This window comes from Chitinophaga sp. 30R24, from assembly GCF_049056765.1.
Lineage (GTDB): Bacteria > Bacteroidota > Bacteroidia > Chitinophagales > Chitinophagaceae > Chitinophaga.
In genome coordinates this window covers 13,579-36,954 of record NZ_JBJGXX010000010.1, presented here as the reverse complement: position 1 = coordinate 36,954, position 23,376 = coordinate 13,579, and the positions used below count along the sequence as shown (strand labels likewise).

Sequence of the window (23,376 nt, the reverse complement as noted above, 5' to 3'; positions counted from 1 at the left end):
TCGTGTTCCATTTATAGAGATGATAAATTTCTGATATATTTTTTTCCTATTTTTAGCACTTAGAAAAGGCAACCTATAACTTTATTGAATGAAACGGGGAAAAAAAGTCATTAAACTGCTATTGATCATTGTTGGTATTTTTTTATTGATAATGGGCATAGCAGGAGGCATTCTATATAGCCAACAGGAGCGGCTTACGCAGATGGCCGTAAAAGAGCTGAACAAACAATTTGCCGGGGAGCTGGTGATCTCACACAGCAGTATCTCCCCTTTCAGCAATTTTCCATATATCTCCATTGCGCTACATGACGTACGTTTTTTTGCAGACAAAAAAATGCAGGGAAAACCGCTTTATGATGTAGAGCGGCTATACGTTGGTTTCAGCTTACCGGATATTCTGCAACAACATTATAATGTGCGGATCTTTGTACTCGCCAACGGACAGGTACATGTAGCACGTTATGCCAATGGCGATGTAGACCTGATCAAAGCTCATGAATTCAAAAGCACAGGCAGCGCACCCAGCGCTGATTCTTCCGAGTCGCTGAACCTCGACCTCAAAAAGATCATCCTGAAAAATATTGATGTTACTTACCACGATGCTGTTTCCGGCTGGCACGTAAGTTCCCATATCGATAAAATTAAAACGTCGTTTAGCATGGACTCGGCGCGCATAGCCATGGAAATGGACAGCAAACTGTTGCTGGATGTTACAGGCCAAACCGATTCCACCCTGTTCCGTCACAAGCAACTGAGTTTTAAGCTGAGCGCCGTTTACGATAAAATAAAACAGCAGGTAATCCTTCCTCCTGGCAACATCCAGTTGGAAGAAGCCACCCTGAACCTCCAGGGCATGGCCAGTAAGCAATACATAGACCTCAAAGTAAAAGGCGACAAGCCTGATCTCAACCTGTTGCTCGCATTAGTTCCCAAGGATGTGGCAGACCTATTAGACAAGTACAAACACGACGGCCGCATCTTCTTTGATGGCATCGTGAAAGGGGAAATAGGCAAAGGCAAAACGCCGCTGATGGAATTTAATTTCGGTTGTGAGAATGTATATTTCCAAAATAAAAAAATAGACCGGAAAGTGGATCAGCTGGGCTTCAAAGGCTTTTATACCAATGGTGCCGCCCATAGCCTGCAAACCTCTGAACTGCATATCCTTAACTTCAATGCCCGTCCGGGTACCGGTGTGTTTAAAGGCAATTTCGTCGTAAAAAATTTCAGCGACCCACAGATCATTATGCAGTTATATTCAGAACTGAACCTCCGTTTCGTAGGCGAATTTCTGGGTATTAAAGATCTGGAACAAATCAGTGGGGATATTAAGTTGAACATGAACTTCCAGGAAATGGTAGACATGCGTGTACCGGAGGAGAGCCTGACTAAACTGAAAGACGGCGTACAGAGCGAGTTAACGGTAAAGAACCTGGAATTCCGTATCCCCGGTTATCATTTGCCGGTAAAAAACATGAACATACATGCACAGATAGAAAAGGGAAGACTACAACTGGATTCTGTAGCTTTTCGTATAGGCAATTCCGATATACTGGCACAAGGCACTGTGAGTGATGTACCCGCCCTCTTCCATCAGCAGGATAAACCGGTAGCCGTTACTTTTGGCGCTTCCAGCAAACGCCTGCAACTGGGCCAGTTATATAAATTTGATACCGCCCAACATCCGATTTTATCGAAAGAAGTGATCACCGACTTTAATATAGGCCTGGCATTTGAAACTTCTGTAAACGAATTATTACACCCCAACCCTTTGCCTAAAGGCACTTTCACGATAGAAAAGCTGTATGCAAAATTCCAGCAATATCCGCATGCCCTGCACAACTTTAATGCGTCCATAGCCATCAGCGATACCAGCCTGCGTGTAGCTAACTTCAGCGGCAACATCGACAGCAGCGGTTTTACGCTGAAAGGCAAGCTCAATAATTACCTCATTTGGTTTGATAAAATCAAAAAAGGAAGTACAGAAGTAGCGTTCGACTTTAAAGCAGACCGTCTTGCCGTAAATGACCTGATCAGTGAGCGTGGCCATAAATTTATTCCGCCTGGCTACTGGTATGAAGAAGCTGATCACCTCTGGCTGCGTTCAAAAATGAGCATAAAATACGATACTGTATTTAAAATGGTAGACGCCAAGATCGGCAATATTTCCGGGCGTTTAAAACAGCATCCGATCAATATTGAGAACGTAACAGGCAGGATACGCTATGGCAACAATAAATTTATCGTAATAGATACCCTGACCGGTAAAATAGGACGTACCGATTTTGACCTGAATATGCGTTATGCTACCGGCGTCAATAAAAAATACCAGTCGCACAGCAATTACTTCCGCCTGAAATCCGGCATGCTGGACATAGATGAGCTGATGAATTATGATTTCAGTGACCATAGCGTGGCCACAGCGTCGGCGCCGGTGCCAGCGCCGGTAAAGAAAACCACTGTGCAGGAAAACGACTCCCTGCATGCCACCGGATTTAATATATTCAGTATTCCCTTCTCGAATTTTGAAGTACAAGCAGACATTAAAAAGATCAAGTATAAAAAATTCTGGATAAAAGACCTGCTGACGAATATACATATGCAGGAAGATCAGAAAATAAAAATAGACACCATTTCCATGGACATAGCTGGCGGGCGTATAGCCATGCGCGGTATGTTCAACGCAACTGATCCGAAGAAGCTGTATTTCAGGAATGGCATCTACCTGGAAAATGTAGACCTGTCTAAAATGCTCATTAAGTTCGACAACTTCGGACAAGACTTTGTATTGAACAACAATTTAAAAGGCACAGTAAGCGGGCATATCAAGAGTTATGTAAGACTGCATCCCGACCTTACACCTGTATTAAGCGAAACAGAATCGCAGATGGATATAGAAATCTGGAATGGCACACTGCTCGACTTCGGTCCTATGCAGGCCATGGCCGGTTATTTCAAAGATAAAAACCTGCGCATGGTAAGGTTCGATACCTTACGGAATAAACTGACCTTAAAGAATGGCGCATTGGAAATCCCTAATATGAATATCAACTCTTCCCTGGGCTATATCGAGGTTTCCGGCACCCAGTCGCTGGACATGAGTATGAACTATTACCTGCGCATACCAATGAAGATGGTGACACAAGTAGGATTCCAGGCGTTATTTGGTGGCAAGAAGCAGGAAGAAATCGATATAGATCAGATAGACGCCATAGAGTACCGCGACAAGGATAAAAAGGTGCGTTTCATGAGCATTAATATTTCTGGCACACCTGATAAATATAAAATAGCTTTGAAGAAAGCCAAGAAAACATCATAACGCTTAGTTCATCGCCTTTAGCTGCCGCAACTAAAGGCGATGATTACCTTGCTTACATGAGACTGCAAAACGCAGTCTCATTTTTTATATTATTTGCTTACTTACTACTAAGTAAGTACATTTGTATAGTAATAAAGCGGCAACAAATGTCTGAAACCAAAGATAAGATCGTGTTTATGGCGGATAAGCTATTGAGAACCAGGGGATATAATGCCTTTAGCTACAAAGACATTGCGGGGCCGCTGGCGATTAAAAACGCGGCCGTCCATTATCATTTTCCTGTGAAGGAAGACCTTGGCGTAGCAGTAATAGCACAGGAAATAGCGGGATTTAAAGCCAATACGGCTAAATGGAAAAACCTGCCAGAGCAGGAACAGTTAGCACAGTTATTTGGCGTATTTGAGCGTTACTGCCGGGAAGGCAACATCTGTTTAATGGGATCGCTGGCGCCGGATTTTGAAACGCTGGCACCGGCCATGCAGGCAAAAGTGCAGGAAATGAGCGACAATATCCTGCAATGGCTCACCAATTGTCTCGAACAAGGCCGGAAATATAAACGTTTACATTTTAAAGGCCCCGCCGAAATACGGGCGCTCATCGTGATATCTAATCTGCAATCTTCCCTGTTATTATCCAGGGTAATGGGTTCAACAGCATTCCATAGAATTTCAACACAACTGCTGGAAGACCTCTGTCAAAAATAACTAATTATGAAAAGAGTTGTTATTACGGGCATGGGAACCGTATCGCCCATCGGCAATAATATTATGGATTTTTGGGAAGGCCTGGTGAATGGGCGTAGCGGAGCAGGCACCATTACACATTTTGATGCCAACCTTTTCCGGACACGTTTTGCCGGGGAACTAAAAGACTTTGACGCGGCTCCCCTACTCGACAAAGCAACCTTACGTAAAGCCGATCCCTTTACCCAGTATGCCCTGGTAGCCGCCGATCAGGCTATTCAGGACGCCGGCCTGGATTTTAGCCAGATGGACCCATTCGATACAGGAGTGATCTGGGGATCCGGACAGGGCGGCATGCAAACTTTTGAAGAACAGGTAACGGAATATGTTAGTGGCGGGTTCCAACCCCGGTTCAGTCCATATTTTGTGCCCAAACTGATTACCAACATGGCAGCCGGTATGATCTCTATCAAATATGGGCTGATGGGCATTAACTACACCACCGTATCTGCCTGCGCCACCTCTAATACGGCTATCATGGATGCATTAACGTATATCCGTTTAGGTAAAGCGAAAGTAATTGTTACCGGCGGCTCTGAAGCGCCCATAACACCGGCCTCTGTAGGTGGTTTTTGCGCTATGAAAGCAATGTCTGTTCGCAACGATGACCCAGCTACGGCCTCCCGGCCTTTTGATAAAGACCGAGATGGTTTTGTAATGGGAGAAGGCGCCGGCGCCCTGATACTGGAAGAATATGAACATGCCAAGGCAAGGGGGGCACATATCTATGCCGAAGTGGCCGGTGCAGCCATGACAGCAGATGCCTATCATATGACTGCCACCCATCCCGAAGGATTAGGCGCCCGCAAAGCCATGCAGCTGGCGTTGGAAGATGCAGGCCTGAACAAGGAAGACGTAGATTACCTGAACGCACATGCCACTTCTACCCCTGTAGGCGACCTGAGCGAGATTACCGCCATTACCCGGTTGTTCGGGGAAACACCGGCTCATCTGCACATTAGCGCTACTAAATCCATGACCGGACATTTACTCGGCGCTGCCGGCGCTATAGAAGCCATTGCCAGCGTAATGAGCATACAAAAAGGGATCGTGCCACCTACCATCAATACCCAACACCTCGACCCCGCTATCCCGGCTGGCATTCAGATCGTATTAACCCATGCCATCGAAAAAAATGTTGACGTAGCCATGAGCAATACCTTTGGTTTTGGCGGGCATAATGGTATTGTTGTTTTCAAAAAAATATAACCGTTTTTCAGAAAAAGGGTTCCGGTTACCTGCTTTATTGATCAGGTAACCGGAACTGTTTTTATCTTACTTCGTAAGGCGGCTTGGCAGGCATCTTAAATGATTTTGTTTGCAAGAGCTGTTTTATCGTGGTAATGGCACGTTCTATCTGCGGATCTATTCCCCTGGCCATATCTCCCAGGTTCTCATCTACCAAAATATCCGGATCTACGCCATGGCCTTCACGGAACCAGGTACCATCGGCATTATACATACGAAAACTAGGTACGGTGATCACCCCGCCATCGATGAGTGGCGGCGTATTACTGATACCGATGAGCCCTCCCCAGGTACGGGTACCTATAATTGGCCCCAAACCGGCCGTGCGGAAGAAGTCGGGAAAGGCATCCCCACCAGAACCACTCCAGCCATTGATCAGCATTACTTTAGGGCCAAAATTGGCAAAGGCAGGCGCCTGCCCAGACAACCCATCACGGGTAGCCCAAAACGACAACGGCTTACGGTTAAGCAATTCGATGAAGCGATCCGGTATTTGCCCGCCATTATTGAAACGTTCATCGATAATGAGCGCTGCTTTGTCCCATTGGGCATTGAACTGGCGAATCAGTTCATCCTGTCCGTCCAATCCCGTACTGGGTACATAAATGTAACCCACCTGGTTATTGGTGGCATCGGCAATATGTTGGCGGTTACTTTCTATCCATGCCAGGTGGCGCAAGCGGTAATCTTTTGCAATAGTGGTTACCACCGCTGTTTTAGCACCATCAAAAGAAGGCCGGTTGTTATAGGTAAGCTCTATGGCTTTATTTGCAAGCGACTGGAAAGCACTATAGGGTTCCTGCGCAGTAGTAAGCGGTACTCCGTTCACCGCCAAAATATAATCCCCTTCATGAATGTTAACACCTGGTTCATCCAATGGATTGCGGACCTCTGCGTTCCAGGGAGCGCCACGGATAATACGTTTGATCTTATAATACTGCCCCTCAGCCTGCCAGTCTACCCCCAGGTAGCCTACGCTTTCCCGCCTGTTGTTTTCAAGGTCGCCGCCAAAGTTGTACGTATGCGATGCATTCATTTCCCCCAGCAGTTCATTAATCACAAAGCTCACTTCCTCGCGGGTACGGGCGCTTTCCAAAAGATGGAGGTACTTGGTTTTCATACTATCCCAATTAACGCCATGCATGTGCGGATCATAAAAGAAATCGCGTTCCAGTCGCCAGGTGTCTATAAATAATTGTTTCCATTCTTCCATAGGCACTACCGTCATTTCCATATCGTCTACATTCATAGCCGTATCTATTTTCTGGTTTTCTGCGGCACCTATAATCCCATAAGGGCCACTGTTCACCAATATCTTATTGCCATCGGCCGATTGTTCATAAGCACCTGGATTTTTAATGATATTCTTTACCTGCCGGGTAGGTATATCGTAGTACTGCAAGGTGGTTTCTGCGTCCCCATCCTCATCAGGCTGCGCACTGCTAATGAACAGGATTTTTCCCGGGGCAGCTCCCAGGCGGGAATAATTACCACCTGGCACGGGCAGTAACACCAGGCGGGCTTCCATATTATCCAGGTCTATATTAACAGCTATTACCTTTTTGGCAGTATCGGTGGCCGGCACTTTTTTACTTGTTTTCCCTTTAGCGCTGGCAGCAGCCGCTTCTTCTTTTACCAATACCTGGTCATTGCGGGTAGCCAGCAAAGAAGGCGTTCCTTTCTGTAAACCGATTACCCCGATCAAGGTACTGTTACCATAAATGAAAGTATCATCAATACTACTGTAAGTAGGTTTAAACGATTGATTGGTGAGCAGGTACAGGTATTTACCCGTTTCATCGAAAACAGGTCTGCTACAATCATAGAAACCGCTGGTTACCTGGTAGCGTTGATTATTCCGGGTATCAAAGAGGAATACAGCTTCGTGGGTATTTTCCATATCCCTGCTATAGGTAAGCCACCGGCTGTCGGGCGACCAGCTAATGCGGAAGCCGTCGAACATATCAGGAGAATACTGCAGCGCGTGATCTACAGGAATAGTTTTCCCGGTAGCAATATCCAACACCCATATTTTCATGGCCTGATCAATAAAAGCCACTTGCTTGCTGTTAGGCGACCAGTAAGGACGGTAACGGAACCCTGGCCCCAGGTGGGTTACCTGCCGGGCTTCATTTTCTTTACCGGAGGCAGCCAGCCATAGTTCATAATCTCCTGACTTATCACTCCACCAGGCAATGGTTTTGCCATCGGGCGACCATACCGGGTACCTTTCAGCAATACCGCTGGTACGGGTGAGGTCTTTTACATAGCCGCTGATGGCTGGTACCGAAAACACCTCTCCACGTGCTCCAATCAGCGCCCGTTGCCCATCCGGACTGATAGTGGCAGACTGTATGTATCTGGCCGTGCGCACCAGATGGGGTTTTAGTGCCGCCAGATCGGTCGTGATATTGATCTTTACTTCGGTAGATTGCTGGGTACTCAAAGACAGGAGATACAATTTGCCATTAGCCTCATACACAATATCTGCCGGTCCCATGGAAGGGAAGTGCACGTCATATTCCGGGTAGTTGGTGAGTTGTTCGTATGCTTTGGTATTGGTATCGTAGCGCCAGAGGTTCATGCGCTTTTCTGTTCCACGGTCCGACAGGAAATAGATATAGTTTTTATACCACATCGGAAATTCATCGCCCGCCTCGCTGTTGGCAGAAATATTTTCAGATTGCAGGCTGGCGAAATGAAAGATATGTATATCAGCCTTCATGCCACCCCGGTATCTCTTCCAGTTACGGAAGCTTTGGGAGCGGGTTGTTAAGGCCATGCTAGCTCCATCCGGCGAATAAGACCCGAATTCTGCATAAGCCAATGGCAATTTAGTAGCTGTACCTCCATTTTCCGGGATGGTATAAAACTGGTTAAAACGTTCTTTGGTACTTTCCCTCATAGAAGCAAAAAGCACCTGCTTACCATCAGGCGTCCAGTCTACCACCCGGTCGCCGCCGCCATATTGGGTAAGCTGCAGCGGTACGCCGCCGGCTACCGGCAATACATATACGCTGGATGCACCGTCGTAATTAGCGCTGAAAGCCAGTTTGCTGCCATCAGGTGAAAACTTCGGGAAGGATTCCACACCAGGCGGGGAAATAAGCTTAATAGCCGTGCCTCCGGTTTTAGGAACAATCCAGATATCATTTGCATAGGAAAATGCGATCTGCGACTGAGATACATCAGGATAGCGGAACAGGCCGGCATTTACCTGTCCTGTTACCTGTTTTCCTGTTACCATGGCGAGGAATAACAGGGCCTTTCTTTTCATCATAAGCGAATTAGATTTTGTGCAGCTACTTTATAAACGGGCTGCATTTTTAATGGATTAAAAACAGATTTACTAATCTAGGTAAATCTGTTGAAAGAAGTTTCCTGTTCAAATAATAATTCCCGTAGTATGCCTCTGTAGCTGCATAACAGGCATTTATTGTTTTATTTCCGGCCATTTGAATAAAAAAGACGACCTTCGGTGCACACTAACACGACAATTATGGCAAAATCCCAGGAAACAACGAATAAAAAAGAAAAAGAAAAGAAAAAAGCAAAACAACGACAAGAGAAACAAGAGCGTAAAGAAGAACGAAAGGCACACAGCAGCAAAGGAAAAAGCCTTTCAGACATGCTGGCTTATATCGATGAAAATGGCAACATTTCCTCTACCCCACCAGATCCTAATAAGAGAAGAGAGATCAACGTAGAAGACATTTCCATAGGCACTACCAGACAGGTAGCCGAAGAACCGGTAGAAAAAACCCGTAAGGGCGTGGTGAAATTCTTCAATGACGCCAAAGGATTCGGCTTTATCACCGACCTTCAAACACAAGACGCCATATTCGTACATAGCAGTCAGCTAACCGCCCTAATCCGTGAAAGGGACCGGGTACTTTTTGAGCTGGAAAGAGGCCCTAAAGGACTGCATGCAGTGAACGTGAGAAAAGGATAGTGAGGTGGGAGAAGGCCTCCCACTTACCCTCCCTGGAAACGATCTTCCGCACTGTAAGCAGTAGAAAGCGCCGGTTGCTGCGTTTGTTCAAGAAACGCTTTTTTTACTACCCTGGCCGTTTTATGATCGCCGGTATGGCTCCATCCTGGCGGCATAATGATATATAAGAGCTTATTTTTAATCCCCGGCGCCTTCCTGATATCTTTCCATAAACAATAACATTCCCCAAAGTATACATCCAGAAAATTGTTGGGATTCATTTCCCTGGAAATACCATATTCTATCTTCAGGTCTTGTTTTTCGTGCTGAAAAGTACCAAATACTTTATCCCAGATATTGAGTAGGTTACAGAAATTAGTATCCATATAAAGTGGATTACGGGCATGATGCACACGGTGGTGCGAGGGCGTAAGGATAATACTATTCAAAAAGCCCAGCCTGCCATCTTTAAGCAAATTCTCCCCTACATGAATAAACGCCCCCCAAGTACCGTCTATGAACATAATAATAAACAGTAAAGGCGGATTTACGCCCATCAGGATACAAATACTGGTACGGATCACATCTGCATAAGGTGCTTCCAGGAAAAAATGCGCATACGTTACCGACAGGTTCATTTGCTGAGGAGCATGATGGGGAGCATGCAAACACCAGAATAAACGCACCTTATGCCCAAGGTAATGGTAAATAAAATGCGAAAATTCCCATACCACATAACCGTATAAGCACCAGTACCACTTCAGGCTAGTAGGAAAGAGCGCATATTTTCCCAACACCCCTATACAAAAAGCCACAGCAGCAATAGCAATAAAGCGGGATATGAAACGGTTGGCTACAAAGATCAGAAAAGGCATCTTATAGTCTTCTATCTTAAACCTTTTATAAAATAACGCACGGGCCACCTCCAGCAGCAGCAATAATGGAATCAAGGGAGATATTACGGTAAAGAGACCATTTAGCGTAAGCAGCACTTTATAATTGCCCGTTTTGCATACCGCTATCAATTGGGCAATACCTAAAAACGAGATGAGTTCATGGTATAAAGTCTGTAAGATATTCATAACGCTTTTATTATAAGGGTCAATAACTTGTATGAACAATTAATTATTATGTTCATACAAAGTAAATTTTTTATAGTAAAACAACAAATTTTTAACACCGGAAATGGCTACGGCGCCCATCAACATCGGCATAAATAAGGTGGAGAATGGGGTGGAAAGTACTTTCCTTTCACCGGGGCCAATCACTGAATGGTATAAAAAAGGGTGCACCGAATCTGCTTCGGCACACCCCGAAAATGATCACCATAAGCGGCTGGCGGCGACAGCTAAGGTGATCCATGACTATGGTTGATGTTATTGAATCACGACTTTTGTACCCCCTACCCAATGCTTATACTCCGGCGTATAATATAAATAACAGTTACTGGCTTTGGCAGTATAAACACCTGGTACATCTGCTTTCAAATCCAGATTCACTGTTTTGGTTTCACCCCGGCCAAAGCCCATCCAATATAGCACCAGATAGTTATCGAAGATTTCGTAGTAGGCCACTTCTTTTTTATCTATCAGTTCTTTCAGTTGCCAGGGTTGCAGAGAAAGGCCGGCAGGTATGCCAATTTTTGCAATAGACATGGGTTGTAGTTCCTGTTGCTCATTTCTCACTTCCAGCTTCATCCGTACGGTTTCTCCCGTTTTAGTAAGGGTATCAGACAAAGTAGTCCGTAGCTTGAGTACTGCGTTGGCGCTTCCGGGAGGTTGCAGCGTATAGTATGAAAGCTCCATACTATAAGGAACTGTTTCCTTTTCATTCGGGAACTTCACGGCAAAAGTATTGACGCCATTTTTCACCATCTCATTAAAATCACGGCCAAGCGATACCTGCAAGTCGTTCATAGTAAAATCCGGGGTATTGGATGACTTGGTAACCCCTTTCAATTTCAGGTACTCTACAATAGCGTTCAGGGCCAATACGGTTCCCTGCGTAGAGCCGTATCCGTAATACGATTTCTCAGACAATATCTTAGACAGGATGATAGCCATAGTGGGCAGATCTGGCGTTTTTTCACGGGCGAGTGCCAACACATATAACGATAACGCCTCTACGCGAAGTGAAACGCCTCTGGAATTTACCACCGTAGTCGCACTGAACAGGCTATTGTTATGATAACTTTCTTTCAGGACAGCCATCAGCCTGTTATAATCCGTTTCCTGTTTCATATTGCTTGCCGCAAGTGCCATCAGCCCCATCTGGTAGCCGTCGTTGGAAGCGAGCGCTTTCTTTACCGCTACTTCGTATTCTTGCTGGATCTCTTTTCCGGCGCCTGCCTGCGTTAACGCATATACGATATAAAGATTCGCGATCTCGTTGGGAACAGCCGCAAACTTATCATAGCCGCCACTGGCCAATTGGAAACTACCGTGGCCATCCCGCCGGCTTAGCAGGAAAGCTTTGGTACGCGCCAACATCTGCTTATCTACATCAATAAACGATTGCATCTCTGTGAATTCCAGCAAGCCATAGGCAGTTAATGCTTCATGTGCAGGTGTATGGCCAAACCATTCAAAACCATGCTGGGGCGTTTCAAAACTAATCAACCGCTTATAACCGGTTTCTATGTAGTTCATCGCTTTTGCTTCCACTTCGCGGTTTACCAAACCTGCTTCCTTCAGGTATTTCAGGATAAAAATATTGGGATAAGTGCTGGAAGAAGTTTGTTCAAAGCAACCATATGGCTCTCTTAACATCGCTGCAATTCCATCCAGTAATTGCCCTTCTACAGCACTGAATACCTGTAATTTTGTTTTCAGGCTTCCTGGTACCGCCTGGGCAACATTAAACCGGAAACTGGCAGACTTATCACCTGAAAAAGTATTGAATACCGGAAAGCCCTTGTCTACTATCGCAATTGGAAGCGATAATGTTTCGGTACCCGTGTTACTGCCCACTGTAAATTTAATTGTGCCGGTTACCGGGCTAATGGCTTCCAACGGTATTAGTACCTGCCGGGAACTATTGGCAGCTACCGTAACCTTACTTTCATATTTCCCAACAAATGTATAGGCCGGCGCCGAAATGCTGATATCCAGCAACAGATCTGCCCCTCCATTATTTTTAAGCATCAGGGGCAGCAGCGCTTTATCGCCGGTGCTCAAATAAGGCGGGATCTTCGCATCTATCTGCAGCGCACTTTGCACCGACCAGGTATGCTCCGCCCTACCAGGCTTACCGTTCCATGCAATACCCTCAGTGATAGCCCGGAAAGTGGTTGCCGCATCAGAATTATAACATTCCAGGGTGGCTCTTCCTGCTTCATCAGTTTGCACTACGGGGTTCCAGTAAATAGTTTCCCTGAAATCGCTCCGTTCTGCCGTGGCCGTAGTAGCATAATGCGGTGCATAAAACCTCCTGGCTACGGTGTATCCCAATTGGGAAACCGGTAGGTATACGTAAGTATAAACATCTTTTTTGTTGAGACCAATCTTATACCTTTCATTGCCGTATCCTTTGGTGGCGATCACGATCACTCCATTTGATGCCCGGCTACCATACAAAGCCGACGCAGCAGCAGATTTAAGTACTTCAATAGATTGTATATCGCTGGGAGGCACATTCAGATTCACGTCTGCCAAAGGCACGCCATCTACTATATATAAGGGCCCATCATTGCCGGTTAAAGAAGCGGCCCCTCTTATTTTAACATTGGACATCGCGCCCGGATTGCCCTGGGGCACTACCTGTATGCCTGCTACCCTGCCTTCCAGCACATCATTTATATTACCAGGGCGTTGCAGCTCGTTAGCTTTTATGGTAGTAACGCTGGCCGTATTCATTTGTTGCTGCGTAACCCCATATCCAACTACTACCACATCATTCAATGCCTTAGTACCTTTTCCAATATCTCCCAGGAACTTATCAACATCTGCCGGAGCATTCTTAGCAAGATCTACAGGTGTAGGCGCTGCTGCCTGTTCAGGCAATAACCCTGGCTTTACCCGGGTATTATCTTTTACAAAGAGCGCTTGTTCCAACATCTGCTTACCACGGATCTTATTGGCTTCTGTGTCATTTTGCGCTATCCGGATTATTACTTTTCCCTTATGCCGTAAAGATTTAGCAACAATCAAATATTGGTTGTGCGCATCGAGGTGGGAGAAATAAAACTCCCCATCTGCCTTCGTAGTAAGCTGCAGGCTCTTATCCCTGTTGGTTAAATTAACGAGGTACACATTGGCCGCTACCGGCAACTGCCCCTTGTTTTCTACCTGGCCACTTACCGCATAACCTTCATCAGGAACATATCTCAGGGAATTGCCTTTAGCTATTTCAGGAATATAATCGAAATAACGGTAGCCATGCGTTAACATCACCAGATCGAGTGCCGGTGCTGCTTTGGGTTCATCTTTCCGGAAATAAAATGCCGGGTCTTCTATTTTCCCTCTCAGTTCTGAGCTCATGAGCAGCCAGGAAAGAATATGATCCTGCTTATCATCTGCGAAGGTCCAAAGCTTATCGTCCATCACAGCTACCGATAAATTGGCGGGCAACGGCACTCCCTTATCATCGGTGGTGAGGATGTTCATGACTACTTTTTCCCTGGGGAGATAACTTGTTTTATCCGTGATGACCTTTACCTGCATCAAACGGTTTTCTTCCAGGAAGACCAGCCGCTCAGCAATGGGCGCCCCTTGTTCGTTGGTTAACATAAAACGGGTAATACCTGCCGGAAACACAGTGGGATCTATTATAACAGTCTGACTACCTTTATTCAGCAAAAGCTTTTGTTCGTAATGGGTGGCCTCTTTCGTAATACCGTACAAGATCACCGAGGCTTTACCGGAAGCATGGAGATGCAGCAGTAGCTGCTTACCCTGGCGGGTAACGTTCATGCCTATCCCGGCAGCTGCAAACACCGGGAAAGCATAGGTTTGTGTAATATGCTGCGGTGCTACGATTTTAACGGTGTATTTCCGCCCCGCTTCCGGCGTAAAGGGGAACTGCCCCATGCCACCATAATAACTTTCAAAGGTAGTTAACCGGTTGCCCAGGTCGTCCCATACCTCTCCTTTAATATCCGCCGGTTTTCCATGCTCATTCACTGCCAGGAAAGCGATATTTGCCGGCAAGCCCGCTACCATAGTGCCTCCCTCAGGCATCAGTTGCATATCTATTTTATTCAATACAATAGGGATACTCCTTGATATGCTTTCCGTATAGCCCTGATAGTTGACTATTACATTCAGCAGCCCGTCTGTGGTATTCAAGTTTGCAGGCAGCACAAAACGCAACTGTACCTTCCCTTCTTTGTTAGTAAGGGCAGTACTGGTATTTATCACCCTACCATCCACCGATACCTTATAATTGATGGTATATGCTGCCACTGGCTGGTCGGAGAGATTACGCATCGTATAATCTGCTATCACTGTATCGCCAGGACCATAACCTTTCTTAGGAAAATCCAATTTCATTAATACCCGGGGAGCGATTACTTTTTGTACCGTAAGCTCCTTCACAAAAAAGGTACTGTCGCTTTCGTTACGCATCCAGGTAGTATAAGCCCGCAGCTTATAAATACCGCCTACTGCATTGTTTTCAAACAAAAAAGAGCCTTCCGCATATCCGTTGAACACCTGATAATTCATCTTCTTCACTACATTACCAGAAGGATTCAACACTTCCACATAAGCCACTTTACTTAAATGGGAAGGGCGCTGGTCTTGTGCACGAACGAGGTATAATTTAAAAAACACCTCATCGCCCGGTTGAAAAAAAACGTGGCTGGTATGTATATAGATCTTCTCCTTGTTACTGGCATAATCGAAGGACTGTGCCCTGCAAATACCTGTTAGCAATAGGAAAAAGCAAATATAGGGGACAATATTTTTCATGATCTTAAAATTGAAAGGATACATTAAAGCCAAAGGTTTTAGTAGAGGGCAGATTGAAAAAGTCTAGCCCTTCGGTATTTCCCTGATCAAATAATAACTGTTCCGGATCTACGCCTTTATAGGGCGACCATAGCATAAGATTATTAATGTAAGCACTGAGCGTAAACGCCCGGATAATACTTTTCACCGGTTGTTTAAAGCTGAGTTGCAATGTGTGTATCCTGCACCAGTCGGCCTTTTGCACATAGCTGGCTGCTACGCCGGTTAGGCCATACCTTACCCAGCGATTAGCCGTTAACGGTAGCTTGGGATTATAAAAATCAACCGCTTGCTGATTAGCGCTGCCATCTGCGGTAACGCCGGGGAACACGTAACCGGATATATTACGTTGCCGGCCAGAGTTGTCGGAGCGGCCATAATAATCCAATACAGCCTGTGTACCATTCCATCGGTCGCCTCCCTTTTTCCATTCAAGATCCATATTCAACGACCATTTTTTCCACGAAAGCGTGTGACTGGATTTCATAATAAAATCTGGAGTGGGGTTACCAATAACGGCGGGGAGCGGGGCTTGCTGGGGGAATCCATCTGCCCCAATCAACAGTTTGCCATCCCCATCCCGCAGCCAGGTACTGCCTTCGATTACTCCCAATGGCCGACCAGCTACAAGCGTGGTATGCACATCGCTGAAACCCGCTATTGGCGTATAATCAAATCCATCGTTCACATGAGTTACCTTGCTTTTGTACGACAAAAAATTAATTACGCTGGTAACATACCATTGATGCCGGCGGTAGTGGTTATTAAACAGCTCCAATTCCAGCTCCCAACCCTGGATGCGGTGATTGGCCATATTGCGGAGCACATAGCTACCTCCTTCCAATACAGGAAACACGTCCTGGTTAACATGCTTCACAAAGTAAGTAGTATTAAAACGCAGTACCCTATTATTGCCCACCCCTAAGTTAACGTTCCATTCCCGGTGTTGTACCGGCGCCACTTGGTCAAATCCGGCCACTTCCGTAGCAGGCATATAACTACCTGCTGTTGCAACATGATACCGCAGCAGGTTTACAGCCGCCAAAGACTTGTTGACCGGCAATTCAGTATTAAAATCGGCGAGTGTGGAACGTACATGCACCGTCCAGTAAGAAGCCGGGAAATCGTAGCTGGCGTATAACCCCAATAACGGTAACCAGTAATCATTGTGGGTGGCAGTATTGGAAATATAAGCTTTGTTCTTCGCGTTCAATGCCACCAGGAGCCGGTTTACCCCTTTGTAGCTGGCCTGGTAACCAATATTAATTTCCTGTGAGGATCGCTGGTACCTATATTCATTACCGATAGAACGGTAGTAAATGGCAGAATGGTCATCTATCAATTCATAGTTTGCCGTTACCATAGGCGATGACAGTATATCCGTATTTTCCCATACTTTAGACGCTTCCGCCTTGAGGCTGTATTGGCCGTCGCGTTTATTGCGCAGCCATTGGATACCTTCCGGAAACCAGGCTCCGCCTGGTTTGTAACCTTCGCTGCTATTCTCCGTATAGTTGCTCAATGATTGGGTAAGCTTTATCTGGGGGCTTCGATATTGATTACGTTCCAACACCAGGCTACCCTGCTGTCTGGAAGCATGATAGTAATTACCGTTGCCTTTTAACAGGAAAAAAGGATTGTCTGCCCCCAGGCTGTAGCTCCGCTGGCCTGCTCCCAGCATGTAGCCCTGGCTGTTATCAAAGCTAACAGGCGTCAGCATTGCCTGTTCATATACCTGGTTCAGGAAGCCATTCCTATTGGCATTAGAGAACCGGTCTTGGAAAATATCATATTTACCAGTAACGCGCAGCCATTTAAATTTTGAGGCAGCAGAAGCCTCCAGGCTTGTATGCCGGTTGCTGTTATCCTGAATAAAAGTGTTTTCGTTACGCTGCCCCAGCCGGAGGTTGAAGTCATGCGACTGATAGCTGTTATTCAGTACGCGGCCCTTCAGGCTCAGATATTGGGTAAATAAAGTAGCCGGCCGGAAAATACGGTTGGGATAGGCATTAGCGTAATGCCCGTTGCCAGCTTCTCCAGCTACCAATCTGCCATTTATATCATAAGGATAGGATTGCCCGTCGTATGATAAAGAATGCCTGTTGGGGCCATAGCTGAACCTTTCATTAGTTTCCGGACCTTGCCAGGTATAACTTCCCTCCGCACTACGGCCTTGTACAAAATCTGTTTGCAAAGCGGGGAGCCGGTTCACCGTTCTGAGTGCAACAGTAGCGCTATAATTGCCTGAAATAAGCAGCTCTTTAGGATAATGCCGTTTGAGCTGCAAATGGTTATTGGCGACCTTAATCCTGGTCGTTAATGACGGAGAGTAAATACCAGTGACATGTAAACTACGGTAATGGGTATGGGGATAAACAACAGAATCGCCACTGACTAAACGCTGATAAGTGGTTGTGGTAACCGGCGCCACCATCACCTTTTGCTGGGCTGTTACAGTAATGGGCAATCCTATCAGGAGGAAGAAATATTTCAAGATATATATATTTATATTTAGCAATATAATGAATACCTGCAAGATATAGATATAGGTTAACCTGTCAACAGTACTATCATAATTATATAATTTACAAATAGTTATAGGAATTTATATACACACACCCCTCTCTCTTTCAATTCCATGATGCGGGGGAATTAACAATTCCACAAACCCATCAAAAAAATTTAAAAATTAATTTGAAGGTGTAAAAATTATGCTAATAATCTTCTTATAAATGTCTATTCTTGTATCCAAAAGCGTCTTCATGCCAGCCAACGTATCCCTATTACTACTTGTAGTTATTTGCTTATTTTCTTGTAAAAAAGATGACGCCCCTACCTCCGAAACAACTGTTACAGGTTCCTGGGCGTTGGTAGTACAGTTGCAAACGGCCGCCACATGGCCAGCGGTGAATATAGACAGCGTCAAAGTAAGCTGCAATCCTAACTATATCCTCAATAGCAATCATACAGGCACCTATACACGGATAATACTGCCGGGCAACAGTACCCAACCTACCGACATAATTTCCAAATGGGTGCCCGGCCTACTTTTAGGCAGCTTACCCGCGATGCCGCCAGTAATTTATAAAACCACGCCTTGTTTCTGGACCTATAACAGCCGGGAAAAAAGACTGGTTATCCTTAACAGTCAGCGTCAACAAACAGAAGCATGGGATTTTGAAGTCATGGAACCGGGCTACCTTGTAACGCCGGCGGCTACTGTAAATATTACTGGTAGCACCAATATCCAGCGGAGGGCCAGGATCATGTTCATTAAAAAATAACCAACTTACTGCGGTATTATTGCCAGTTGCAAAAAGATACTTAACTTAATAAGTAAATTTTTTCATCACTAAAACCTCAGTATGACTATGAAACTTAAACACCTGACTACAGCGATCCTATCGTTGGGACTATTGTTGATGATTTCCTGCAAGGGAAAACCAAAGGATGCAGACATACAGGCGAATGTAACCACTGCGCTGGCCTCCACTCCCGGAGTTACAGCAGATGTAAAGGATGGCGTAGTAACCCTTTCCGGTACCGTAAGTAGCGAGGCAGATAAAGATGCGGCCGAAGCTGCTGCCAAGGTGACCGAAAACGTAAAAAGTGTAGTCAACAACATTACCGTAGCACCTTCTCCAGACACCACTCCTCCTCCTGCCCCTACCACTACCAGCAACGGAGACGATTCCCTGAAGATAGCTGTTGGCAGCATTGTAAAGGATTTTCCAGGCATACAGGCAGATGTACAAGACAGCGTGATCGTTATTACCGGCGAATCGAAAGCCGATCGCTGGAAGAAACTGAAAATAGCGCTGGATGCACTGAAACCTAAGAAGGTAGATGCTTCCGGCTTAAAAGTAAAATAGTCATTACCCCCAAACGCTATCATCATGGCATTACAGGATAAATACAAAGAACTCATCGACACAGCCCAATCATCCGGAGTTACAGATCTGAAGATCAACGAACAGGATGGCGTACTACATATCGACGGTGTAGCTCCAAGCGGAGCTGTAAAAGATCAACTGTGGAATATTTATGGGAAGATAGACCCCAATTTCCTTACCGGCGATGTAGTGATGAATATTAACGTAGCCGGCGCAGTAGCCGGCGCTAAATTAAAAGTGGTGACCGATGCCACTAATCTTAATATCCGCAAAGGACCGGGTACCGACCAACCCATTGCCGGGAAGGCGGCACATAATGAAGTGATCACCCTTATCAGCAAACAAAGCGACCAATGGTGGCAGGTACGTACAGACGGCGGCGTAGAAGGATACGCCTATGCCCAGTACCTACAACCTGTTGAATAACATCACAAGAGGGCGTCTCAAAAATAATTGAGGCGCTCTTTTAGTTTTCAGGCATAATTAAGCTCATTTTGAGATAAATTATCTCAAAATGTAATTTTTGATACAATATTCATTGTTGGATTTTTATATAAATGCATTGAGGGTTGCTGGTAGGGATTTTTGGGGACAAGCTCAAGCGTTTACCCGCATAATTTAGCTTCTGTCGTATTTTAGGATCTATCGCTTCCTGTTTGGTTACCCCACTGAGTGCCTGATTGATACGGTCAATCACCTCCTTTATTTTACTACGGTCTATCGAACCCGGATCTGTAGGGCCAGTCGGGCTGTTAAGGTCTACAACCCCAACCGGATGATCTCCCGATACCCTCTCATTTAAATCAGGCGGAAATAATGAACCTTTTCATATAACCACTGTTATAATGGTCAATTATTGATAAAATAAGGCCGTGCAATACTGCCACCATTGCGCTGATCAAGTCTGCAAACGATCAGGGACTCCTGCGTGGCGATTTCATCGTATTACCTGACTTTGACCAGAACAGATACAAACTCGATGAACTGAAAAAGTATTACGGCAAATATGATAAGCATTTCAAAATTGGCGCTATTAAATTCACCTTCGATGGTTCACCACAAGGCCGTTCCGCAGCGCTGGTCAGCCCTTATCTCCATCCTCCTGTAGAACAGGAAACCGGCTTCAAAAGACAGCTGATCTATCCCCGCGATTCGGCAGGATAAATGGTATTTTCGAAAGGCATGCCGGTGCATATTCACTGCAATGGTGATGCTGCCATCGATGAAGGACTGGACCTGCTGGATAGTTTACATACACTGAATAAAATTCCAGCTGGCGCCACCAACGTCATAGTACATGCGCAAGTTATAACTCTGACCAGGTAAAGAAATAGCTGCTGCCAAATCCTATCTCATGCCTAGCTGGTTCCCGACCCATACCTATATCTGGGGCGACTGGCACAAAGATACGGTACTGGGTCCAGAACGTGCAGCGCATATCAGTCCGCTGAAAGAAGGACTGGATCAAAAAATCCTTTTCACCATTCATACAGATGCACCGGTAACGCCACCAGATTTGCTCACAGCAGTATATGCAGCCGTGAACAGAAAAACGATGTTCAGCAACACGGTGTTAGGTCCGGACCAGGTAATATCTCCATGAACGGCCATAATAGCCGGTTCTTACCTGACCACACGCTGTACGCTCACCAATAGGTTTCACTGTTGTCTTCTTTACCTGCTTTATTGAATATCAATTTTTGATCATTGGGCTCTCCATCCAGTTCTACCTGATAGTATACTTTACCTTTCCTTTCTACTTTCTCTGCTTCATCTATTTTGAATTTTTCATACCGGGTACGGATGGTTTGTAAAACAGCGGTGGGTAGTTCTGTTATCTGTATATCTTTTTTATACACCAACAGATCTCCATTTTCGTCAAACAATGCTTTATGGTCTACCTGTTTTATCTGAAACCCGGCTTCATACAATTCTCCATTCCGCTCCCATTCCAGGTCGCTGGCGCCGGAAAATTTTTTATTAAACGCTTTTTGCACGGCGGCAGGCAAGTACTTGGAAGGGATCTCTTGCGCCCATACGGCAAATGGCCAACAAGCCAACAAAAATAACCATAGCGCTTTCATGCTCATGATTTATAGGTTAAACAATATTGTGGAAGTTAATTAGCAGCTCTCTTCTGTCCCATCTGATGCCTCGGACATGAACTAACCAAATATTATCAATACAATCTCTGGGAGCAATTGTTGCGGTACTAATATCTTTTGATACTGAAATTCAATACAATAGCCTCCTTGCTCCAACAGGCCTCCTGGGCCTGTAACGCCTTTTATCCTTTAATGTATTGCTGAGTAATGATTATCAGGGATATAACTATTACACCAGTAATTTCTTCAGATTTTTTCAATCGAATGTTATGACAGTTGGAATCTAATCACTATTTTTCTTAAAATACTGATAACAGCAATTTTTCACGTTCACCCAGGTACCTTGTCCGGCACATGCCATTACACTGCAGGAACGCCTTGTACAAGATTTTAGTGTATTGTGCTGTATACCGTGTTGGCCCTACCCAATAAGAGGAGCAAAACAAACCACCTATTCTTAGATTTATCTGATCAGCTTTAGTATTCTCATTTTTAAATAACCATCAACAACACCAAGTTATGAAACAAATGACAGCTGTTTTTACAACACTGACGGCAAAAGTATGGCCACATCCCATTACCCACCGCATAAAAAAGCTGGGCTATAGTAGCCTGTTACTGGCTGCATTATCGGCCTGTTCCCACAAAGATCAATCAAACGGTCTTTTACCTGTTGCCAGCAAAGCCAATCGTATTAGCGCACAAACTGTATCGCCGGTGGGCGACGTTGTAGGTAAGCTTGTAGTAGGCTACCAGGCGTGGTTTGCCTGCAAGGGCGACGCCTCCCCCAACAACTCATGGATACACTGGGGCAGTAGCCCCGGCGGTCTGGCGCCTTCACCAGGCCATCAAACATTTGAGCTCTGGCCAGATACCCGGGAGTATACTTCCACTTATCAAACCGGCTATGCTAACCTGGGCAATGGACAACCCGCTGTATTGTTCTCTTCCTGGACCGATCAAACCATCAGCACCCACTTTTCGTGGATGCAACAATATGGCATAGATTGCGCCGCCTTGCAACGCTTTGGCAAGAGCGATCCGCAAAAAGACGGCATCGCTACCAAAGTAATGAATGCCGCACAAACCTATGGCCGTAAGTTCTATGTGATGTATGATATTTCCGGCTGGACAAATTTCCAGACAGAAATAAAACCCGATTGGACCAATGTGATCGTTAACAACCTTCACCTCACCTCATCTACAGCATATGCAAAACAAAACGGCAAACCAGTCGTTTGCGTATGGGGAGTAGGCGTGGCTAACAGACCTGGTGATGCTACTTCCTGGGCCGACGTGATCAACTGGTTCAAATCGCAGGGCTGTTATGTGATCGTGGGCGGCCCGCGCGATTGGCGTACCCAAACAGCTAACCTACCGGCCTTTAATGCCGCCAACATGATCATGCCCTGGGCTACCGGCACTTTCGGCGATATTGCAGGCGCCAATAACTACGTATCTACTATCGCTGCAGATTACACTTATTGCAACAACAATGGAATCGACTACCAGGCGGAAGTTTTTCCTGGTTTTGCCTGGTCGAACTGGAACGGCGGCTCTCCCAACCAAATTCCAAGGCTCCACGGCGATTTCATGTGGCAGCAATTTGCCAATATCCGGAACCAGGGCATTTCCAGCGTATACGTAGGTATGTTTGACGAATATGATGAAGGCACCGCCATTGCGAAAGCAGCAGAAGACGCTTCCATGAAACCTACCAATCAATATTTTCTGACACTGGATGCAGATGGCGTACATGTTTCATCCGATTTCTATCTGCGCCTGGTGAGCGATGGCGTAAAAATGATTAAAGGACAAACATCCCTGGTATGGTCGCACCCAACACCACATGTATTGAGCAGCGGCGGCGTTACTTTCTACCAGGATGTTAACTATGGCGGCGCCGCCAGCCAGTCTTTACCGGTAGGCAACTATACAATAGCACAATTAGCCTCCATGGGCGTTCCCAACGATTGGGCCTCTTCCGTAAAAATACCGGCCGGCCGCACCGTGATTATGTATGCAGATGACAATTTTTCCGGCACCTCCTGGACCCTCACCAGCGACACCCCTAACTTTACTACACTAAACCCCAATGCAAATGATAAAGTATCTTCCTGTAAGATACAATAGCCTATATGCATAAACGTTAGTGCTGTTTATAACTAGGGAAGTAGCACTTGCAGGAA

Annotated in this window: 16 protein-coding genes; 11 read left to right on the top strand and 5 right to left on the bottom strand. The window is 45.6% G+C overall.

Going from position 1 to position 23,376, the window contains the following annotated elements; genetic code table 11:
- The first annotated feature begins 88 nt into the window (after nt 1–88).
- From ACDQ55_RS17535 to fabF, 3 genes are all read left to right on the top strand, one after another.
- The gene (locus ACDQ55_RS17535; RefSeq protein WP_420982756.1) at nt 89–3,319 is read left to right on the top strand and encodes an AsmA-like C-terminal region-containing protein; all 3,231 of its coding nucleotides are present in this window, start codon (nt 89–91) and stop codon (nt 3,317–3,319) included.
- A 146-nt stretch (nt 3,320–3,465) separates the two neighbouring features.
- Entirely contained in the window at nt 3,466–4,023 is a 558-nt protein-coding gene (locus tag ACDQ55_RS17530; protein ID WP_420982755.1) for a TetR/AcrR family transcriptional regulator, read from the top strand.
- A gap of 6 nt (nt 4,024–4,029) precedes the next feature.
- The gene (fabF, locus tag ACDQ55_RS17525; protein ID WP_420982754.1) at nt 4,030–5,271 is read left to right on the top strand and encodes a beta-ketoacyl-ACP synthase II; all 1,242 of its coding nucleotides are present in this window, start codon (nt 4,030–4,032) and stop codon (nt 5,269–5,271) included.
- Between the two features lie 61 nt (nt 5,272–5,332).
- Here fabF and ACDQ55_RS17520 read toward each other — a convergent pair whose 3' ends face one another.
- On the bottom strand, nt 5,333–8,590 hold the full coding sequence (locus ACDQ55_RS17520; protein WP_420982753.1) for a S41 family peptidase: 3,258 nt from the start codon (nt 8,588–8,590) through the stop codon (nt 5,333–5,335).
- A gap of 219 nt (nt 8,591–8,809) precedes the next feature.
- On the opposite strand from ACDQ55_RS17520, the gene ACDQ55_RS17515 reads away from it, so the two are divergent.
- Nucleotides 8,810–9,262, top strand: a complete 453-nt coding sequence (locus ACDQ55_RS17515) for a cold-shock protein (protein ID WP_420982752.1) — start codon at nt 8,810–8,812, stop codon at nt 9,260–9,262.
- 23 nt (nt 9,263–9,285) lie between these two features.
- On the opposite strand, the gene ACDQ55_RS17510 is transcribed toward ACDQ55_RS17515, so the two are convergent.
- On the bottom strand, nt 9,286–10,323 hold the full coding sequence (locus ACDQ55_RS17510) for a sterol desaturase family protein (protein ID WP_420982751.1): 1,038 nt from the start codon (nt 10,321–10,323) through the stop codon (nt 9,286–9,288).
- Between the two features lie 103 nt (nt 10,324–10,426).
- On the opposite strand from ACDQ55_RS17510, the gene ACDQ55_RS17505 reads away from it, so the two are divergent.
- A complete protein-coding gene (locus ACDQ55_RS17505) occupies nt 10,427–10,615 on the top strand; it encodes a hypothetical protein (RefSeq protein ID WP_420982750.1) in 189 nt (62 codons plus the stop codon).
- Between the two features lie 2 nt (nt 10,616–10,617).
- Here the strand turns inward: ACDQ55_RS17505 and ACDQ55_RS17500 are convergent, their stop codons facing one another.
- Complete coding sequence (locus tag ACDQ55_RS17500) at nt 10,618–15,150, bottom strand: TonB-dependent receptor plug domain-containing protein (RefSeq protein ID WP_420982749.1); 4,533 nt, start codon at nt 15,148–15,150, stop codon at nt 10,618–10,620.
- Nucleotides 15,151–15,154: 4 nt separating this feature from the next.
- Entirely contained in the window at nt 15,155–17,683 is a 2,529-nt protein-coding gene (locus ACDQ55_RS17495; protein ID WP_420982748.1) for a hypothetical protein, read from the bottom strand.
- A gap of 268 nt (nt 17,684–17,951) precedes the next feature.
- Between ACDQ55_RS17495 and ACDQ55_RS17490 the strand changes: the two genes are divergently transcribed.
- The 5 genes from ACDQ55_RS17490 to ACDQ55_RS17470 all read left to right on the top strand — a co-directional run bounded on the left by ACDQ55_RS17490 (nt 17,952) and on the right by ACDQ55_RS17470 (nt 20,685).
- Nucleotides 17,952–18,473, top strand: a complete 522-nt coding sequence (locus ACDQ55_RS17490; protein ID WP_420982747.1) for a hypothetical protein — start codon at nt 17,952–17,954, stop codon at nt 18,471–18,473.
- 87 nt (nt 18,474–18,560) lie between these two features.
- Nucleotides 18,561–19,061 (top strand): BON domain-containing protein, encoded by a 501-nt coding sequence (locus tag ACDQ55_RS17485; RefSeq protein ID WP_420982746.1) that lies wholly within the window; start codon nt 18,561–18,563, stop codon nt 19,059–19,061.
- A gap of 24 nt (nt 19,062–19,085) precedes the next feature.
- Nucleotides 19,086–19,508 carry an SH3 domain-containing protein gene (locus ACDQ55_RS17480; RefSeq protein ID WP_420982745.1) on the top strand — a complete coding sequence of 141 codons (423 nt, stop codon included), beginning with the start codon at nt 19,086–19,088 and terminating at the stop codon, nt 19,506–19,508.
- Nucleotides 19,509–20,246: 738 nt separating this feature from the next.
- A complete protein-coding gene (locus ACDQ55_RS17475) occupies nt 20,247–20,408 on the top strand; it encodes a hypothetical protein (RefSeq protein WP_420982744.1) in 162 nt (53 codons plus the stop codon).
- A 28-nt stretch (nt 20,409–20,436) separates the two neighbouring features.
- Nucleotides 20,437–20,685 carry an amidohydrolase family protein gene (locus tag ACDQ55_RS17470; protein ID WP_420982743.1) on the top strand — a complete coding sequence of 83 codons (249 nt, stop codon included), beginning with the start codon at nt 20,437–20,439 and terminating at the stop codon, nt 20,683–20,685.
- Nucleotides 20,686–20,728: 43 nt separating this feature from the next.
- Here ACDQ55_RS17470 and ACDQ55_RS17465 read toward each other — a convergent pair whose 3' ends face one another.
- Nucleotides 20,729–21,172: a PepSY-like domain-containing protein gene (locus tag ACDQ55_RS17465; protein ID WP_420982742.1), complete on the bottom strand. Its 444-nt coding sequence runs from the start codon at nt 21,170–21,172 to the stop codon at nt 20,729–20,731.
- 534 nt (nt 21,173–21,706) lie between these two features.
- On the opposite strand from ACDQ55_RS17465, the gene ACDQ55_RS17460 reads away from it, so the two are divergent.
- Complete coding sequence (locus tag ACDQ55_RS17460) at nt 21,707–23,320, top strand: hypothetical protein (protein WP_420982741.1); 1,614 nt, start codon at nt 21,707–21,709, stop codon at nt 23,318–23,320.
- Nucleotides 23,321–23,376: the final 56 nt, after the last annotated feature.

Bases quoted from the DNA above. Each gene is read 5' to 3' on its own strand.
- fabF (WP_420982754.1), top strand. From the start codon at position 4,030: ATGAAAAGAGTTGTTATTACGGGCATGGGAACCGTATCGCCCATCGGC.
- ACDQ55_RS17530 (WP_420982755.1), top strand. From the start codon at position 3,466: ATGTCTGAAACCAAAGATAAGATCGTGTTTATGGCGGATAAGCTATTG.
- ACDQ55_RS17515 (WP_420982752.1), top strand. From the start codon at position 8,810: ATGGCAAAATCCCAGGAAACAACGAATAAAAAAGAAAAAGAAAAGAAA.
- ACDQ55_RS17485 (WP_420982746.1), top strand. From the start codon at position 18,561: ATGAAACTTAAACACCTGACTACAGCGATCCTATCGTTGGGACTATTG.
- ACDQ55_RS17520 (WP_420982753.1), bottom strand. From the start codon at position 8,590: ATGATGAAAAGAAAGGCCCTGTTATTCCTCGCCATGGTAACAGGAAAA.
- ACDQ55_RS17475 (WP_420982744.1), top strand. From the start codon at position 20,247: ATGGTATTTTCGAAAGGCATGCCGGTGCATATTCACTGCAATGGTGAT.
- ACDQ55_RS17505 (WP_420982750.1), top strand. From the start codon at position 10,427: ATGGCTACGGCGCCCATCAACATCGGCATAAATAAGGTGGAGAATGGG.
- ACDQ55_RS17470 (WP_420982743.1), top strand. From the start codon at position 20,437: ATGCCTAGCTGGTTCCCGACCCATACCTATATCTGGGGCGACTGGCAC.
- ACDQ55_RS17510 (WP_420982751.1), bottom strand. From the start codon at position 10,323: ATGAATATCTTACAGACTTTATACCATGAACTCATCTCGTTTTTAGGT.
- ACDQ55_RS17500 (WP_420982749.1), bottom strand. From the start codon at position 15,150: ATGAAAAATATTGTCCCCTATATTTGCTTTTTCCTATTGCTAACAGGT.
- ACDQ55_RS17460 (WP_420982741.1), top strand. From the start codon at position 21,707: ATGAAACAAATGACAGCTGTTTTTACAACACTGACGGCAAAAGTATGG.
- ACDQ55_RS17465 (WP_420982742.1), bottom strand. From the start codon at position 21,172: ATGAGCATGAAAGCGCTATGGTTATTTTTGTTGGCTTGTTGGCCATTT.
- ACDQ55_RS17535 (WP_420982756.1), top strand. From the start codon at position 89: ATGAAACGGGGAAAAAAAGTCATTAAACTGCTATTGATCATTGTTGGT.
- ACDQ55_RS17490 (WP_420982747.1), top strand. From the start codon at position 17,952: ATGCCAGCCAACGTATCCCTATTACTACTTGTAGTTATTTGCTTATTT.
- ACDQ55_RS17480 (WP_420982745.1), top strand. From the start codon at position 19,086: ATGGCATTACAGGATAAATACAAAGAACTCATCGACACAGCCCAATCA.